This window comes from Coriobacteriia bacterium (assembly GCA_034370385.1).
In the GTDB taxonomy this organism is placed as follows: domain Bacteria; phylum Actinomycetota; class Coriobacteriia; order Anaerosomatales; family PHET01; genus JAXMKZ01.
This window is the reverse complement of sequence record JAXMKZ010000030.1, coordinates 15,798-31,547: the sequence shown is the minus strand read 5'-3', so window position 1 is coordinate 31,547 and position 15,750 is coordinate 15,798. Positions and strand designations below refer to the sequence as shown.

At 63.7% G+C, this 15,750-nt stretch carries 16 protein-coding genes; all 16 read right to left on the bottom strand.

Translation table 11 applies throughout. The features are described from left to right. Window positions 1-15: 15 nt before the first annotated feature. Window positions 16-918 carry a tyrosine recombinase XerC gene (locus U1E26_06920; GenBank protein MDZ4169371.1) on the bottom strand — a complete coding sequence of 301 codons (903 nt, stop codon included), beginning with the start codon at window positions 916-918 and terminating at the stop codon, window positions 16-18. Then, window positions 915-2,267: a methylenetetrahydrofolate--tRNA-(uracil(54)-C(5))-methyltransferase (FADH(2)-oxidizing) TrmFO gene (trmFO, locus tag U1E26_06915; protein MDZ4169370.1), complete on the bottom strand. Its 1,353-nt coding sequence runs from the start codon at window positions 2,265-2,267 to the stop codon at window positions 915-917. Before trmFO ends, U1E26_06920 begins: the two co-directional genes overlap by 4 nt. Window positions 2,268-2,327: 60 nt before the next feature. Next, a complete protein-coding gene (gene dprA / locus U1E26_06910; GenBank protein ID MDZ4169369.1) occupies window positions 2,328-3,194 on the bottom strand; it encodes a DNA-processing protein DprA in 867 nt (288 codons plus the stop codon). Next, complete coding sequence (locus tag U1E26_06905; protein MDZ4169368.1) at window positions 3,194-4,684, bottom strand: YifB family Mg chelatase-like AAA ATPase; 1,491 nt, start codon at window positions 4,682-4,684, stop codon at window positions 3,194-3,196. Before U1E26_06905 ends, dprA begins: the two co-directional genes overlap by 1 nt. After that, complete coding sequence (locus U1E26_06900; GenBank protein MDZ4169367.1) at window positions 4,681-5,064, bottom strand: YraN family protein; 384 nt, start codon at window positions 5,062-5,064, stop codon at window positions 4,681-4,683. Before U1E26_06900 ends, U1E26_06905 begins: the two co-directional genes overlap by 4 nt. A gap of 79 nt (window positions 5,065-5,143) precedes the next feature. Next, complete coding sequence (locus U1E26_06895; GenBank protein ID MDZ4169366.1) at window positions 5,144-5,932, bottom strand: ribonuclease HII; 789 nt, start codon at window positions 5,930-5,932, stop codon at window positions 5,144-5,146. Between the two features lie 97 nt (window positions 5,933-6,029). Next, window positions 6,030-6,374, bottom strand: coding sequence for a 50S ribosomal protein L19 (gene rplS / locus U1E26_06890; protein MDZ4169365.1), 345 nt, complete (start codon window positions 6,372-6,374; stop codon window positions 6,030-6,032). Between the two features lie 144 nt (window positions 6,375-6,518). Further along, a complete protein-coding gene (gene lepB, locus U1E26_06885; GenBank protein MDZ4169364.1) occupies window positions 6,519-7,142 on the bottom strand; it encodes a signal peptidase I in 624 nt (207 codons plus the stop codon). Beyond that, window positions 7,139-7,894 (bottom strand): tRNA (guanosine(37)-N1)-methyltransferase TrmD, encoded by a 756-nt coding sequence (trmD, locus tag U1E26_06880; GenBank protein MDZ4169363.1) that lies wholly within the window; start codon window positions 7,892-7,894, stop codon window positions 7,139-7,141. The genes lepB (U1E26_06885) and trmD overlap by 4 nt, the downstream gene beginning before the upstream one ends. Continuing rightward, the gene (rimM, locus tag U1E26_06875) at window positions 7,891-8,424 is read right to left on the bottom strand and encodes a ribosome maturation factor RimM (GenBank protein ID MDZ4169362.1); all 534 of its coding nucleotides are present in this window, start codon (window positions 8,422-8,424) and stop codon (window positions 7,891-7,893) included. The genes trmD and rimM overlap by 4 nt, the downstream gene beginning before the upstream one ends. Window positions 8,425-8,428: 4 nt before the next feature. Next, on the bottom strand, window positions 8,429-8,680 hold the full coding sequence (locus tag U1E26_06870; protein ID MDZ4169361.1) for a KH domain-containing protein: 252 nt from the start codon (window positions 8,678-8,680) through the stop codon (window positions 8,429-8,431). 11 nt (window positions 8,681-8,691) lie between these two features. After that, window positions 8,692-9,189 carry a 30S ribosomal protein S16 gene (rpsP, locus tag U1E26_06865; protein ID MDZ4169360.1) on the bottom strand — a complete coding sequence of 166 codons (498 nt, stop codon included), beginning with the start codon at window positions 9,187-9,189 and terminating at the stop codon, window positions 8,692-8,694. Between the two features lie 116 nt (window positions 9,190-9,305). Then, a complete protein-coding gene (gene ffh, locus U1E26_06860) occupies window positions 9,306-10,658 on the bottom strand; it encodes a signal recognition particle protein (GenBank protein MDZ4169359.1) in 1,353 nt (450 codons plus the stop codon). Window positions 10,659-10,720: 62 nt separating this feature from the next. Further along, window positions 10,721-11,299 carry a signal peptidase I gene (lepB, locus tag U1E26_06855; protein ID MDZ4169358.1) on the bottom strand — a complete coding sequence of 193 codons (579 nt, stop codon included), beginning with the start codon at window positions 11,297-11,299 and terminating at the stop codon, window positions 10,721-10,723. Continuing rightward, entirely contained in the window at window positions 11,292-12,203 is a 912-nt protein-coding gene (gene ftsY / locus U1E26_06850) for a signal recognition particle-docking protein FtsY (GenBank protein ID MDZ4169357.1), read from the bottom strand. The genes lepB (U1E26_06855) and ftsY overlap by 8 nt, the downstream gene beginning before the upstream one ends. Then, a complete protein-coding gene (smc, locus tag U1E26_06845) occupies window positions 12,181-15,747 on the bottom strand; it encodes a chromosome segregation protein SMC (GenBank protein ID MDZ4169356.1) in 3,567 nt (1,188 codons plus the stop codon). Before smc ends, ftsY begins: the two co-directional genes overlap by 23 nt. Window positions 15,748-15,750: the final 3 nt, after the last annotated feature.

The window sequence follows — 15,750 nt, the reverse complement described above, 5'->3', positions numbered from 1 at the left end:
AAACATGGAGGTACGTCAGGCGCGTGGATGTGACGACGCATGAACGTCCTGTAACCGCTTCATGCTGACGTGAGTATAAATCTGGGTGGTCGACAGGGCAACATGACCGAGAAGCTCCTGAATGGACCTCAGATCGGCGCCCCCTTCGAGCAGGTGCGTAGCGAACGTGTGACGCATGGCATGGGGTGACAGACCCGAAGTCGCCCCTGCAGCCACCAGGTGGCGGTGAAACACACGGCGCACCGCATCCGACGAAAGCGGCCGTCCCCTGCTCGACAGAAACACAGCGTCTGTGGGGACATCCTTGGCGCAAAGTGCGGCTCTGCCGTGCTGCAGGTAGGAGCTCAGTCGGCCGATGCCTATGCGGTGCACGGGAACGATACGCTGCTTGGATCCCTTTCCCATGACGGTCACCTGGGATTGCCCGATGTCGATGTCGTTCAACCTCAGAGCGGACACTTCACTGACCCGTAGGCCGCAGGCGTAGAGCAGCTCGAGCAGGGCGCGGTCACGCATGCCGCACGGAGTGGAGGGGTCGGGCGCCTCAAGTAGACGCTGGAGCTCGTCGGATGGCACAACGCGAGGCAGCCTTCTCCCGACCTTCGGGGTCGCCAGCACCGCAGAAGGATCCGAGGGGACGACCTCGGTATCGACAAGAAACGCGTAGAACGCGCGAACCGCTGCCAGCCTCCGCGCGATCGTTGACCGGGCATAGCGCGCAGCATCCAGTTCCGCCAGGTAAAGCCGAAGCTGCCTGTGGGTTGCGGTGAGCACGTCGATGCCCGTGCGATCGCCCCACTCTGAGAAGCGCGACAGATCGGCTGCATACGCCCTGACGGTGTGCGGCGAGAGCCCGCGCTCGGTCGACAGTCGAGAGAGGAACCGATCGATGTGGACCTGAATCTCCGATGTGGTCACGAGTGCAGTCCCTCATCGTGCGCGTCGAACACATCCGATCGAGATCTGATCAGTGCGGATGTGGCGTCCAGAGCGCGCTCAGCGTAGGCAGCGTAGCGCTCGCGCTTGCCACGCACACGGTCAGGCAAGGGCGGAACCAAACCGTAGTTGACGTGCATCGGTTGGTATCCCGTGGTCGCTGGGTCTGTAGCGTACGACACCAGCGCACCGAGAACCCCCTCGCGAGGCATGGTCACGGCAGGGCGGCCGGCGATCTGGGCCCAGGTGTTCAGCGCGGCAAGCAGCCCGGTGGCCGCGGCCTCCAGGTAGCCCTCGGTTCCCGTCAACTGCCCGGCGAGCCTGACGCGAGGTTTCGCGCGCACGGCAAGGGTGGCATCCAGCAGCGAGGGCGCATTGACGAACGTGTTGCGGTGCATCACGCCGAAGCGAAGAAACTCGGCTCCCTCAAGCCCGGGGATCAGGCGAAACACCCTCTCCTGCTCTCCCCACCTCAGGTTGGTCTGGAACCCGACCAGATTGTAGGCGGTGAGATCGCGATTCTCGGCCCTGAGCTGGACGATTGCCCACGGACGGTTTCCCGTGCGAGGGTCCGTCAGACCCACCGGCTTGAGGGCACCGAAACGAATCGCGTCGTGGCCCGTGCGGGCCACTTCCTCAATGGGCTGACACGCGGCGAACAGTTCACGACGGTCGAACTCCTTGTCGATGGCCCTACGTGCGTCAACGAGCTCGTGAACGAACCGCTCGTACTCGTCGCGGTTCATGGGGGCGTTGAGATAGTCGGCGCCCCCTCCCTTGCCATAGCGCGAATCGGCGAAGACCACCGACCGGTCGATGGAGCTGGCATCGACGATAGGCGCCGCAGCATCGTAGAACGCGAGCCGACCCTCGCCCACCAGATCGATGAGAGTCGGCTCCAAAGCGTCGCTCGTAAGTGGTCCGGTGGCGATGATGACCCTTCCCTCGGGCAGGGAAGACGCCTCACGGCGTTCGATCCGTATGAGTGGCTCGGCGGTGATTCGGGCGGTCAGGGCCACCGCGAACATGTCGCGGTCCACAGCCAGTGCTCCACCGGCGGGCACGGCGCACTGTCGGGCGACTTCAAGCACCTGTGAGCCCATCATCGTGAGTTCACGCTTGAGGGCTCCGGCGGCAGAAGTAGGATCGTCGCTCTTGAGGGAGTTCGAGCACACGAGCTCGCCGAACAGGTCCGAATGGTGCGCAGGTCCGCTACGGACGGGTCGCATCTCGATGAGCGTGACAGGCACGCCACGTCGCGCCAGTTGAAGTGCTGCTTCTGATCCGGCGAGACCGCCGCCGATCACAGTCACAGGGTGTGCGGGCTTCACGGCTGGGGCGGTCCTTTCGAATCGTCGAGTGCACCGCATTGTATCCCTGCAGCAGGGCGATCACGGCCCATACTTTCCATCGGGGTACCTACGAATGGCTCCCTGTGCTTCCAGGACGCCCACTCGACGAAGGACGGTCACGATGTCGTGACCGAGGAACAGGGCGGCGTCGTCCGGACGCATCGGCTCGGCGCAGAGGGCGGCAACCAGTCGGTCCTGCAGGTGCCTCACATCCGGGCTCATCGAAGGCCCGTCCGAGGCCGGTGGTCCCAGGTGAGACATGAGCGCATCCCTCAGGTCCGAGGGTTCGGTGATCATCGTCGCCCCCTCCCGAAGAAGCCGATTGCATCCACGCGAGTTGGGCGAGAAGATCGAACCGGGAATCGACAGTACCTCACGACCGGCCGCGAGCGCGTACTCCACCGTGGAGAGCGTGCCGCTGGGCAGACCTGCTTCGACGACGAGAACCGCCGCGCTCAGTCCCGCGATCAGGCGATTACGTCGGCGGAAGAGCCAAGGCTGCGGCTCGGTGCCCCAGGCCATCTCGCTGACGATGGCTCCCTCCCGCGAGATGGACCGAAACAGCTGTGCTGCTGCCCGCGGGTACGTCACATCGGCACCACCTGCGAAGACGGCCACCGTCACTCCGTCCGCCTCGAGTGCGGCGCGATGTGCTGCTTGGTCACAGCCGACCGCACCACCGGAGATTATCGTGTAGCCCGCTCGGGCAGCCCAGCCGGTCATCTGACTGGCGACCTTCAGCCCATAGGGTGTTGCATGTCGTGCCCCGACCACCGCGAGGCCCGCACTGAGGGCCGACGGGTCCCCGATGCCATAGAGAACCTCGGGAGGACGGTCGATCTCTCTCAGGAGTTGGGGATACTGTCGGTCGTTGACTGAGAGCTCGAACCGCTCTTCGGACCCCATCATGTCCCCTCGGTCCATCGGTACGACAATGCCTCCGCAATGTGGTCCATGGCGACGGCATCGAGATCATCGAGGTCGGCGAGCGTCCTGGATACGCGCAGAAGGCGGGTGATTCCCCGACCGGACAGATGGTGGGTCCGTGCGAGATCCTCGAGCGACTCCGCAGTACGGGCAGCTAGACGGCACGCGTCGAACAACGCGCGCCCACGCAAACGGGTCGCATCAGTCTCTCCCCGTGCGGACGCCCGACTGCGCGCTTCGAGCACCCTTCCTGCCAGGTGCGCGCTGGTCTGGCCGCTGCCGCCATCAAGCACTCGGCCCGGATCCGGTCGCCACACCGAACAGACGATGTCGATGCGGTCCATGAGAGGACCCCCGATTCGAGATTGATAGCGCGCTACCGCTGTGGGAGTGCACTGACAGGGTCGATCAGAATCACCAAGGAATCCGCAGGGGCACGGATTGGCTGCACCAACGAGGGAGAACCGTGTGGGAAAGGTGAGTCTGCCGTCCGCGCGGACCAAGGTCACCTGTCCGTCTTCCATCGGCTGCCTGAGTGACTGCAAGCAGGACGGTCCGAACTCCGGCATCTCGTCGAGGAAGAGCACACCGTTGTGTGCGAGCGACGCCTCCCCGGGTCCCGGGGGACTGCCGCCGCCGACAAGCCCGGCTGTGGACGCTGTGTGATGAGGTGAGCGAAAGGGGCGGGCGCCTGCATGGATTCCGGCGGTTGGGAGCCCCGCAACCGAGTGGACGAGCGCGGTCTGAAGTCGCTCTTCTCCGTCAAGGGGAGGCAGAATCGTCGGAAGGCGTCGCGCAAGCATCGTCTTTCCGGTCCCGGGAGGACCGATGAGAAGGACGTTGTGTCCTCCGGCCGCGGCAGTGAGCAAAGCTCGCACCGCCAACGCCTGTCCCGATACTTCGGCGAAGTCCGGTAGACCCTTCGCAGCGCGGGAGGGCTGCGAAGGGTTCGAGCCTCGTGCGATCTGTGCGGGTCTGCGCAGATCACTGAGATGGTCGAGTGCGTATGCGGTGAGGCCGGTCAGTGTCTGAACCGGCTCGAGTGATGTCGGGGCAACCAAAGGAAGACCGGCCTCGCGAGCCGCGACCGCGTGAGCGAGCATCCCCGAGACGCAGCGAACCGAACCGTCCAACGACAGTTCTCCCACGCTGTAGGCGTCACGGAGACGCTCCATGGCGATCTGGCCTGTGGCCCCTAGGACACCCATGGCGATCGGAAGGTCGAAGCCCGTACCGTGCTTGCGGAGAGGGCCCGGCGCCAAGTTGACCACGATGCGCGCGTTGGGCACGTCGTATCCGGATGAGCGCAGGGCGGACCGAACTCGCTCGCGTGCCTCCTGAACGGCCATGTCCGGCAGACCGACTATGGCGAATGTAGGTAGACCGGGCCCTACTTCGACTTCGACTTCGACCAGAGTAGCGACCACCCCCCGGATGGTGCCCGTCGCTGTGCGGCAGTGTCCGCTCATGCGGCTGAGTCTGGATCTGCCGTGAATGCGCCTCGGTGATGCCTGAGCAAGGCGCGGTCGGGTGCAACCACCAGAATGGATACGACATCGAACCGGACCGAGGTCTCGATCGATCCCGCGTGAAGAAGGTAAGCAGCAGCCAGTCTGGCGTAGCGCCGCTGCTTAGCCGGTGTGACCGCTTCGTCCGGCGTGCCCTTTGCGGGAGTCTTCCTGGTCTTCACCTCGCACAGAACGAGGGTCTCACCATCCAGCGCGACGATGTCCACCTCTCCGGCGGGGCAACGCCAGTTCCGCTCCACTATCGTGAGTCCGCTGCGCTCCAGGTAGGCCGCGGCTGCGTCCTCTCCCCTGTCGCCGAGCTTGCGTGATTCCTGGGTCATGTCGACCACCTCCTGAGCTCACACTCTCAGAAGGCTCTTGCCAAAGACTTAGCAGGGTCTTACGGCTCGGGAACCGCATTCAGAACAGCGATTGAGTACCTCCGCCAGGACAGAAGGTGCGTCGGTGGAGTGCGCTGGGGCCGTGAACGGCTATCGCATCGAGGTGCTCGCGAGTGCCGTAGCCCTTGTTCAAGGCGAACCCATACGCGGGATACTCCTCGTCGTGTGCGCGCATGAGCGCATCACGTTCGACTTTGGCGATCACCGAGGCAGCCGCTATCGTAGCGACCTTACGGTCTCCGCCGACGATCGCCGTTTCAACATCGAAGATCGAGAGCGGATTGCCATCGACGAGGACGTGGTCCACAGATACGGCAAGGCCGCGTACAGCCTCGAGCATGGCGCTCTTGAGAGCGTTGGACAGGCCACGCGAATCGACCTCAGTGGCTGGTACGTGAACGATGGTGTAGGCGATTGCGATCTCGCGAACATGCGAATCGACTTCTTCTCGCCGGCCCGGCGTCAGGCGTTTGCTGTCATCAAGGCCCTCGATCAGGGGTCGCGCAGGGAGAATGACGGCGCCCACGGTGAGCGGCCCGGCGAGTGCGCCCCTGCCCACCTCATCGATTCCCGCGATCGACGCGAAACCTCGGGCTCGTAAGTCGTTCTCCAGACGGTAGAGGCCCTCCAGACGGAGCGCCTCATCGGCCACTGAGTTGTGTCGCGCGCGGCCAGCTGCAACCGCCGCCTGAACCCCGGGGCGCCGATCGCCCTGGTAGGCATCGCACAGTTCAAGCAACCGCCGGTCCTGAGCCTCACTGATGAGGCGCCTGACTGTTGCCACTGATAACACGGAGACGTCACGCACGACACGACACCGTGAACGCACGAAGCGGGGCCGAACCAGTGGTTCGGGCCCCGCTTCCAATGATGCGGTTCATGATCTGGGCCTGCGTTCTTCCGGCCTAGAAGCCCTTCTCCCTGAGACGGGCCGCCTTGCCGACCTTGTCTCTGAGGAAGTAGAGCTTCGAGCGACGGACCTTGCCGTGCGAGAGGATCTCGACCTTATCGATCTTCGGCGAGTGAACGGGGAACGTGCGCTCGACGCCGACGCCGAAGCTGATCTTGCGGACGGTGAAGGTCTCACGGTTGGACGCGCCGTGACGACGCGTGATGACGCCCTGGAACACCTGGGTGCGCTCGCGAGTTCCTTCGATGATCTTGTAATGCACCTTGACACTGTCGCCTACCTGGAAGCGCGGCAGATCCTCACGAATCTGCTGCAGCTCAAGGGCGCGGATGATATCCATCGTTGAATTCCTGTTCTCACGTTGATTTCGGCAAGCCGCCTACCGGAGGGTGGGCGCGAGTGGAGAGTATAGACCAGGAGCAGGTCAGGGGGCAACGCATTCTTCCGGGGCGAGCAGTCGAGCAGTCGACCGCGCCCGGGTGTTTCAGTCGAGCGCTCCGAACTGGGTGGGAGGCCAGTAGGTCCAGAAGGCTCGTCCTCGAACGGTCTCAACCGGACGCGGGCCGAAGAACCTGCTGTCGCCGCTGGCAGGCCGGTTGTCGCCCATCAGCCAGACGTTGCCGGGAGGAACGACGACGGGCAGCGGGACGGAGCCCTCCACGCTGGGTCTCCCATGGACGTAGGGCTCATCGAGCTTCTCGCCGTCCACGTACACCAGGTCATCCCGGATCTCGACGGTCTGGCCCTCGGTCGCGATGACGCGCTTGATGAGCTGAGGATGCTGGGCCATCGGGTCGTCAAAGACGACGATGTCTCCGGCGACAGGCCCTCTTCCAAACCGGAAGGTGAGCTTTTCGGCGAGTACGCGGTTGCCCTCCATGATCGTCGGACGCATCGAGCCCGTGGGAATGACGAATGGTTGAACGACGAAGGCCTTGATTCCCTGGGCCAGGGCGAACGCCAGAAGAACCAGCAGCGCGGTTTCGATGATCCATCGAACGAAGGAGGTCTCCCGCGTCTTCGGTGGGCCGTCCGGGCTCACTGCGGCCTCCGACGCGTTTGATTCGGCATCAGGCAGCGGTGCGAACGGCTCGAGTTGATCGGTCACAGGTCTTCCTTCCGGGTTTCTGATGGGAACATCGTCTCCGAGTCAGCGAGGGACCGCTCCTCGGCGGTGAGATCAGCCGTGCGAAGTAGGTCGGGCCTGGTGCGTGCGGTGCGTCTGATCGATTGCTCGCGCCTCCATGCGGCGATGCGCCCGTGGTCTCCGCTTCGCAGCACGTCGGGGACGCTGGTTCCGCGGAAGACGGCGGGTCGAGTGTAGTGAGGATACTCGAGGAGGCCATCGGAGAACGACTCCTCCACCGAACTGCCATCATCGCCGAGCGCGCCGGGTAGCAGTCGTGTCACGGCATCCGCGACCACCATCGCAGGCAACTCTCCGCCGGTCAGAACGTAGTCGCCGATCGAGAGCTCAACGTCCGCCAACGCCAATGCGCGTTGGTCGAAGCCCTCGTATCGGCCGCACACGAGGACGAGGCGCTTCGCACGCGCGAGCTCTCGAGCGATCGACTGATCGAAGCGTCGACCGCTGGGCGTGAAGAACACCACGACACCGGGGTCCTGCTCCAGTGCCCTGACCGCCTCGACGGCCTCGAAGAGGGGTTCCGGCTTCATGACCATTCCCGGTCCACCGCCATAGGGCTCATCATCAGTCGAACGATGCCGGTCGTGCGTCCAATCTCTCAGATCATGGGAGCGAAAGACGAGCAGGCCGCGTTCCTGCGCGATGCCGAGAATCGACGTGGACATGGGCGCGTCGAACATGCGGGGGAAGATGGTGATGGCGTCGATGATCATGATTCTTGCCCCTCGGGTAGCAGGCCCTGAAGCAGCGTCACCTCAATGGTCTCTGCGTCCTCATCGATGACGTCCACGACATCGTCAATGACGGGGATGAGCACCTCTCCCAAGGGACCGCTCACGACCCATACGTCGTTCGCTCCCGTGAGGATGGTCTCCGTGATCGTACCGAGAAAGCCGTGTCGGGGATCGGTGACGCGAAAGCCGCAGTAGTCAGGCGTATCGAACTCGGGTGAGAGGACCTCATCAGGCACGTGACGGGATTCTGCGAGCAGTTCGCATCCGACCAGCAGCGCGGCAGCGCCGACATCCTCGACGCCGGCGAGCTTGAGGAGGGGGCCCTTGGGTCCGGGTCGAACACCGTTGACGATCGCGGTCCTGATGGTACTTGGCGGTGGCACAAGCCACACCTGGGTGCCCTGAAGGAACGAAAGAGAGGTCGCGGTGGTAGCTATCACCGCGACCTCCCCCTTGAGTCCGTGCGTCTTCACTATGCGTGCAACCGAGGAGTATCCTGCGTCGTCCATCGCGTCAGCCGACGATGTCGACCTCGACGTGACGCCCCTCGGCGCTACCAGCAGCACGCGCGAGCGTGCGGATCGCCTTGATGATCCGCCCGCCTCGCCCGATCACCTTGCCAACGTCGTCACCTTCAAGTGCGACCTCGAAACGCACGGTGTCCCCATTCTCGGTCACCGTGATCTGAACGGCTTCAGGCGAGTCCACAAGAGACTCGATAAGGAACTTGACGAGGCCTTCGGTGTCGGCTCCTGAGTGTGCCATGGAGTCCGCCGCTACTCGGCGGGCTCGTCGGCGGCATCCTCAGCCGAAGGAGCGGGCTCCTCAGCCGGGGTCTCCTCGACAGCAGGCTCCTCTGCGGGGGCTTCCTCGACAGCGGCCTCCTCAACGACCTCTTCAACCTCGGGCGCTGCGGCGGCTGCGGCTGCGGCCTCAGCGGCATCGGCAGCCGCCTTCTCCGCAGCGTCTGCTTCGGCCTGCGCCTTCTCAGCGGCCTTCTTCGAGACCTTGGACCCGGAATCAGGTGCGGTCTTCTCACCCTTGGCGATGGCCAGAATCTTCACAACCGCCTCGGTGGGCTGGGCGCCCTTTGCGATCCAGGCTTCGACCTTCTCGACGTCGAGTTCGACGAAAGAGGGCTCGGTGCGCGGGTTGTAGCGACCGACGACCTCGATGAAGCGTCCATCACGACGTGCGCGGCCGTCAGCGACGACCACACGGTAGAACGGCGCCTTCTTGGCACCGTGACGGGCCAAGCGGATCTTGACTGCCAACGATTTCACCTCCGGACAAGGCGGCCCGCACAGATGGGGCCGCTCCTTTCGAGCACAGCGGTTGAGTATGTTACTTCAAGCGGGCAACAAGGGTCAAAGAGGCGACGATATCACGCTCAGATCCCGCCGAAACCACCCGGCATGCCGGGTATGCGCATCCGCTTGCGACCCTTGCCCTGCATGCCAGCGAACTGCTTCATCATCTTCTGCGTCTCAGCGAACTGCTTGAGAAGCCTGTTGACGTCAGAGACCTCGACGCCGGCACCCCGTGCGATGCGCGACCGACGGGACCCGTTGATGGTCTTGGGCAGCCTGCGCTCCTTGTGCGTCATGGATCGGATGATGGCTTCTATCCGATCGAGGTCTCGTTCATCGACTTGCGCGTCGAGGTCCTTCAACTTGCCGGCACCCGGAAGCGACTTCAGCACGCTGCCCAGCCCGCCCATCTTGCGCACGCTGGCGATCTGGGTCACGAAGTCATCGAGAGTGAACTCCCCCGCGGTCATCCGCTGGGCAGCCGCCTCATCAACGTCTTCGGCGGAGGCGACCTCCTGAGCCTTCTCGATCAGGGACACCATATCGCCCATGCCCAGAATCCGCTTGGCCATGCGGTCCGGGTGAAACGTCGTCAGTGCGTCGGTCTTCTCGCCCTCGGAGACGAACTTGATCGGCTTGCCGGTCACGTGTCGGATGGAGAGGGCCGCTCCCCCGCGCGCATCACCATCGAGTTTGCTCATGATGATGCCGTCGAAATCGACTCTTCGAGCGAACGCCTCGGCGACATTGACGGCATCCTGACCGGTCATAGCGTCAACGACCATGAGAATCTGATCCGGCTTCACGGCCGACCTGATGGCGGCGGCCTCGGCCATCATCTCGTCGTCGACGTGGAGTCTGCCTGCGGTATCGACGAGCACGACGTCCTTGAGCTTGTCGATGGCATGGCGCACGCCCGCGCGGGCGATCGCCACAGGCTCGTGGCCCTCTCCGCGGTACACGGGGATGTCGAGCTCAGAGCCGAGGGCCTCGAGTTGGTCGATGGCTGCAGGGCGGTAGACGTCGCATGCCACCATCAGCGGGTGCTTCCCCTGCGTGCGCAGGAGCCGGGCCAACTTCGCGGTCGCCGTCGTCTTGCCCGAGCCCTGAAGCCCCACGAGCATGATCACGTTGGGGAGGCGTCCGGACAGGACCAATCGGCTCTCCGTATCGCCCAGCAGATGGGTCATCTCTTCGAGAACGATCTTGACCACCTGCTGTCCAGGGGTCAATGAGTTCATCACGTCGGCGCCGACAGCCTGCTCGCGCACCTTGGCCACGAACTCCTTGACGACCTTGAAGTTCACGTCGGCTTCAAGCAGTGCCATACGGATCTCGCGCATGGCGGCATCGACATCGGCCTCGGTCAGCCTTCCTTTGCTGGTGAGGCCTGCGAAGATGGACTGGAGGCGGTCTGAGAGGTTCTGGAACATCACGAGTCCTTGCTGGTGTGCGGTTGGTGGGACCTACACGCTACGACGGGCTTCTCCGGCGGTCAACGCGGCAACTGAATCTTGCGAATCTTGTGGACGGGGGCCCAGACCCACTCAGCCCTTCCCTTCACGGCAGAAAGGCGAATCGGGCCGATGAAGCGGCTGTCGAGCGAGATCGGTCGATTGTCGCCCATCACGTACACCGTTCCTGCAGGCACCTGATACGCCTTGAAGCGGCGGGAGTCCTGGGGATCGAAGATCACGTCAGTCCGTGACTCGGCAACGCCGTTGACGATGGGGCGGTCTCCTACCACTTCGATCGTGTCCCCCGGGACGGCTATGACCCGCTTGATGAGGGTCTCTGGTTCGCTGGTTCGTTGATCAAGGGTCTCGAAGCTGACAACATCGCCGCGCTGAGGCGAGTCATATCCCTTGGTGGTGAGGATACGCTCGCCATTATCGAGGGTCGGAAGCATCGAATCACCATTGATGGTGGACGGGCTGTAGAACACGTAGAAGACCAGCGAGAACGCGAGAAGCACAAGAGCGAGCGGACCGACGACCCATCGGCCGAGCGTCTGGCTTCGGTCCTTCTTGATCGGCGATAGTACGCTCTCGCCGAATTCGAGATCCTCAGTCACCGGACACCAGGGCGCGCGCAAACGTGAGTGCGTCGAATGGTCGAAGATCCTCAAGCGCTTCGCCGACACCTATGCGAACGATCGGGATCTTCAGCTCGCGGGATATCGCGACCGCGACGCCGCCCTTGGCGGTGCCGTCAAGCTTGGTGAGGACGATGCCGTCGACGCCTAGGGCGGCATGGAACTCTTTGGCCTGCACCAGACCGTTCTGGCCTGTGGTGGCGTCCATGACAAGGACGGTTCTTGTTGGCGCTACCGAGCGATCGCGCGTGACTCGCTGTACCTTCTGCAGCTCACGCATGAGGTCTGCTGACGTGTGAAGTCGACCGGCGGTGTCGATGAGGGTCAGGTCGGTCTTGGACTGTTCCGCGAGTACGACCGTGTCGAACGCCACGGCCGCGGGATCCGCTCCCCTGTCCCTGCGGACCACAGAAACGCCCGCTCGTTGGGCCCAGACGTCGAGTTGCTCGGACGCCGCCGCCCTGAACGTGTCAGCGCTACCCAGCAGAACGGTGAGACCTGCATCGGTGGCCTGCTTCGCGATCTTGCCCACCGATGTGGTTTTGCCCGTTCCGTTGACCCCGACCATCAAGACGGTGACCGGGTGCTCGGCGAACGGATCTCTCCCCACGACGAACTCCTCGGCGATACGGGTGACGAGGCGCTCGATGACCGCTGCGGCGTCCGGAAGCGCCTTGCGAGCGGCCTCGTCCCGCAGGGTATCGACGATCTCGGTGGAGGCGGTGACGCCCACGTCTCCGCCGATGAGGGCGTCTTCGAGCTCCTGCCAGAACTCCTCATCGAGGTCCGGGCCACGTCTCAGCAGTACGTTGAGCTGCTCGCCCAGTCGTTCGCGACTGCGACTGAGACCGTCAGAGAGCCTACTGAACCACGCCGAGCTCATCTGCGACCTCCCCGACGTTTCCGGCACGGTCGAGCTTCTGGCTGACCACTTTGCTGACGCCATCCGCCTGCATCGAGACGCCGTAGAGCACGTCAGCCATCTCCATGGTGCGCCGCTGGTGGGTCACCACGATGAACTGCGTGTGCGTGCGCATCGAATCGACGAACGAGATGAAACGCCGCAGGTTGGTGTCGTCGAGGGCCGCTTCGACTTCGTCGAGGATGTAGAACGGGCAGGGGCGCGTTCGATAGACGGCGAACAGAAGGGCGAGCGCCGTGAGTGATTTCTCGCCACCTGACATGAGCGACATCTTCGCAAGCTTCTTGCCCCGTGGTTGCGCAGCCACCTCGACCCCGGTCATCTCAGGGTCGTCCGGCTCCGTCAGTACCAGTTGCGCGGCACCGCCGGGGAAGAGGATCGCGAAGATCTCCTGGAAGTGAGCATCCACGGATTCGAAGGTCTCGAGGAATCGATCTTTCATCTTCCGGTCGATGGCGGCGACGACCTTGCCCAGAGCGCGCCGCGAGGTGTCGAGGTCCTCGATCTGCGCGGTCATGAAGTCGCGACGCGAACGCAGCGCTTCAAACTCCTCAGCGGCTACCGGGTTGACCGGGCCGAGGTTGGCCATGCGCTTGCGCAGTGCATGAGCCTGGTCCTCGGTCACCCTACGATCCTCAAGCGGTTCGGAGCCCAGAGCCGTCTCGATAGGCACGCCGAGCTCTTCGACGATCCGGCGAACCGCTTGGTTGACCTGGATCTCGAACTGTCCACGGGATACCCGGATCTCGCTGATGGCCTCGCTCTTGTCGGCGATCTCACCCTGAGCTGCACGAACCGCGTCCTGAGCATCGTGAATGGTCTGACGCAAGGATTCTGAGTCGGCCTGTTCGAAACGTGCCCGATCTCTGAGCTTGAGTGACCAGGACTCCGCATACTCTTGGAGGGCCAGATAGTGATCGTGAAGTGGTTGAATACGCAGCCGAAGCAGCTCGAGCGCCTTCTCAGTATCGCGCGACCGTATCACCGTCTCCTCAAGCTCGGTGATCTCAGCGGTGATGGTCTTGAGCTGACGCTTCAGGTGCACCTCACGCTCTGAAACGGTCGCAATCTCGACCTGGCACGCCGAGAGGCGTTCGGCGACCGCGCTTTCCTCCCTGAACCGAACATCTCGCACCTCGCGGGCGGCAGCGGACTCTTCCTCCAGGGATTCGATGTTCGCTTCACAAGCGGCGATAGAATCCGTCAGCTGCTGGACGAGTGGCTGGTCCTTGGACGAGCGTTCGTTGATGAGGTGCGCGCGGTTGGAGATAGACTCAGACTCAGCGTCGAGAACCGTCAGCTGCTCCTCAAGCCGGCCGACTTCCTCAAGCAGGGAGTCATGTTCACCCAAGAGGGCGGCCAACTTCTGAGACAACTCGAGAGCGTCCTGTTGCGCGAGGGCCAACGCATCCTCGGCCTCCGCCTGCGCGGCCTCCGCTTCGCCGAGACGCGCGGTCAGGGCACCCATATCCTCGTGGAGCGAGTTGATACGGCGCTTGCGGGCGAGGACTCCCTCGGTGTCTGCGACCTGGGTACCCAGCGTCAGTTTTCCCGACGGCCACACGACGGCCCCGGAGAGCGTGGTGAAGCGAGAACCCGTGGTGTCGGCGGCTGAAGCGGCCAGCGCATCCTCAATCGAGTCGACCAACATGACGTCGCCGAGAAGGGCCTCCAGAGCCGGTCTGGCCTGTTCGTCACAGTCCAGGTGGTCGAAGAGCCTCGTGCCCGCTGCAACAGTGCTCGAGTGATGAGAACGCATGTCCGCGACGGGCAGAAGGGCGATCTCGCCCGCTGCGTTCGACGCAACCGAAGTCGCCACGGCCGCAGCTGAAGCCGCGTCTTGAACCAGAAGGCCGAACAGGTCAGCCCCGAGCAGCCGCTCCACCAGTCCCTCAAAGCGGTCTGAGGTGCGGAGCGCCTCGGCGACAGGCCCGATGACACCAGGTAGCTCGTCACGCTTGGAGATCGCCCATGCAAGTGCCGGAGAGGCTGCAGCGAACGCGCGATCGACCTCTTCCAGCCCGCGTGCCTCGGCACGGGCAGACGTCAGGGCCTCTCGCTGGGCATCCAGTTCACGGCGGCGCGAGTCAAGAACGCGCACTCGCTTGTCGACATCTGAGTCGGCCAAAGCCATGTCACGTTTGACTCGCGCGGTGAGTGAGTCGAGATTGTCTAGACGCGATCGGCGCGCGGACAGCGTCGCCTGTCCAGCCTGACGGCTCTCGTGCACCTGGGACTGGCGCCGTTCCAGAAGTTCGATCTCCAACCCTGAAGACGAGACAGCCTGCTCCGCCTTGGAGAGTGCAAGGCGATCATCATCGAGAAGCTTGCGCGAGCGCCTCACCTCGGCGGACAGACGGGCCAGTTCATCATCAGCGGCCGTACGAGCCTTGCGCACGCGCTCGGACTCTTTGCGCAGCTCACTGAGCTGAGTGTAGAACCCGCGCAACCTCGCGTCGGTCTCAAGCCGATCGGCGGTCAGAGCCTCCAGTTCGCCCCCGCGTGAGGCCGCCCGTGTCTCCGCCTGGTGGAGTTTGGCGCGCAGTTCTGACAACCGCGAGATGAGATTCTTGCCCTTCTCCTCAAGCAAGAGGAGCCCCGCGTCCAGTCGTTCGAGTATGGACTGCATGCGGCGACGTTGCTCGGAGAGATCGCCGACGAACAGTCCCTTCTCTTCGAGCAGGGACTGGAACTTGTCGAGTTCATGCTCCTTCTCTGTGAGGCGGTAGCGCGACAGGTCGATGTCGGCTTCAGCCTCCTTCTCACGCTTCGAGATCTCGTCCCACTCTGCCTGAAGCCCACGCAGGTCATCGACGGCAAGGGCAACGTCGAGATCTCGGATGCGATGGACGAGGTCCGTGTGCTGAGTGGCCTTCGATGCCTGACGCTCCAGCGGTCTCAACTGTCGGTCGATCTCGAGGGCGATGTCGCGCGCGCGTTCCAGGTGCGCTTCCAAACCGGCGAGCTTGCGAACCGCACGCTCCTTGCGCTTCTTGTGCTTCAGGACACCTGCAGCCTCTTCGATCAGGGCGCGGCGATCCTCTGGACGTGAGTTGAGTACCTCGTCCAAGCGGCCCTGGCTGATGATCGAGTGTGTGTCCCGCCCGAGGCCCGAATCGTGCATCAGGTCCTGTACGTCCATCAGACGAGCCGGGGACTGGTTGATCAGATACTCGCTCTCACCTGAGCGGTACATTCGTCGGGTGATGGTGACCTCGGTGAACTCAAGAGGCAAAGTCCCATCTGAGTTGTCCAGCACGAGATCGACTTCCGCGACGCCAACAGCCTGACGCGCCGACGAACCGGCGAAGATGACGTCCTCCATGGCCTGGCCGCGCAGCGTCTTGGCGCTCTGCTCACCCAGGACCCACAGGACAGCGTCAGAGATGTTGGACTTGCCGGATCCGTTGGGCCCGACGACAGTCGTCACGCCTGGCTCCAGCGAGAGCACGCTCCTGTCGGCGAAGGACTTGAAACCCTTCAGTATCAGCGACTTGAGGTGCACGTT

Excerpts from the sequence above, each read along its gene's own strand:
- U1E26_06870 (MDZ4169361.1), bottom strand. The coding sequence starts at position 8,680 with ATGGCACACTCAGGAGCCGACACCGAAGGCCTCGTCAAGTTCCTTATC.
- ftsY (MDZ4169357.1), bottom strand. The coding sequence starts at position 12,203 with ATGAGCTCGGCGTGGTTCAGTAGGCTCTCTGACGGTCTCAGTCGCAGT.
- rimM (MDZ4169362.1), bottom strand. The coding sequence starts at position 8,424 with ATGGACGACGCAGGATACTCCTCGGTTGCACGCATAGTGAAGACGCAC.
- dprA (MDZ4169369.1), bottom strand. The coding sequence starts at position 3,194 with ATGGGGTCCGAAGAGCGGTTCGAGCTCTCAGTCAACGACCGACAGTAT.
- trmD (MDZ4169363.1), bottom strand. The coding sequence starts at position 7,894 with ATGATCATCGACGCCATCACCATCTTCCCCCGCATGTTCGACGCGCCC.
- U1E26_06900 (MDZ4169367.1), bottom strand. The coding sequence starts at position 5,064 with ATGACCCAGGAATCACGCAAGCTCGGCGACAGGGGAGAGGACGCAGCC.
- U1E26_06905 (MDZ4169368.1), bottom strand. The coding sequence starts at position 4,684 with ATGAGCGGACACTGCCGCACAGCGACGGGCACCATCCGGGGGGTGGTC.
- rplS (MDZ4169365.1), bottom strand. The coding sequence starts at position 6,374 with ATGGATATCATCCGCGCCCTTGAGCTGCAGCAGATTCGTGAGGATCTG.
- ffh (MDZ4169359.1), bottom strand. The coding sequence starts at position 10,658 with ATGTTCCAGAACCTCTCAGACCGCCTCCAGTCCATCTTCGCAGGCCTC.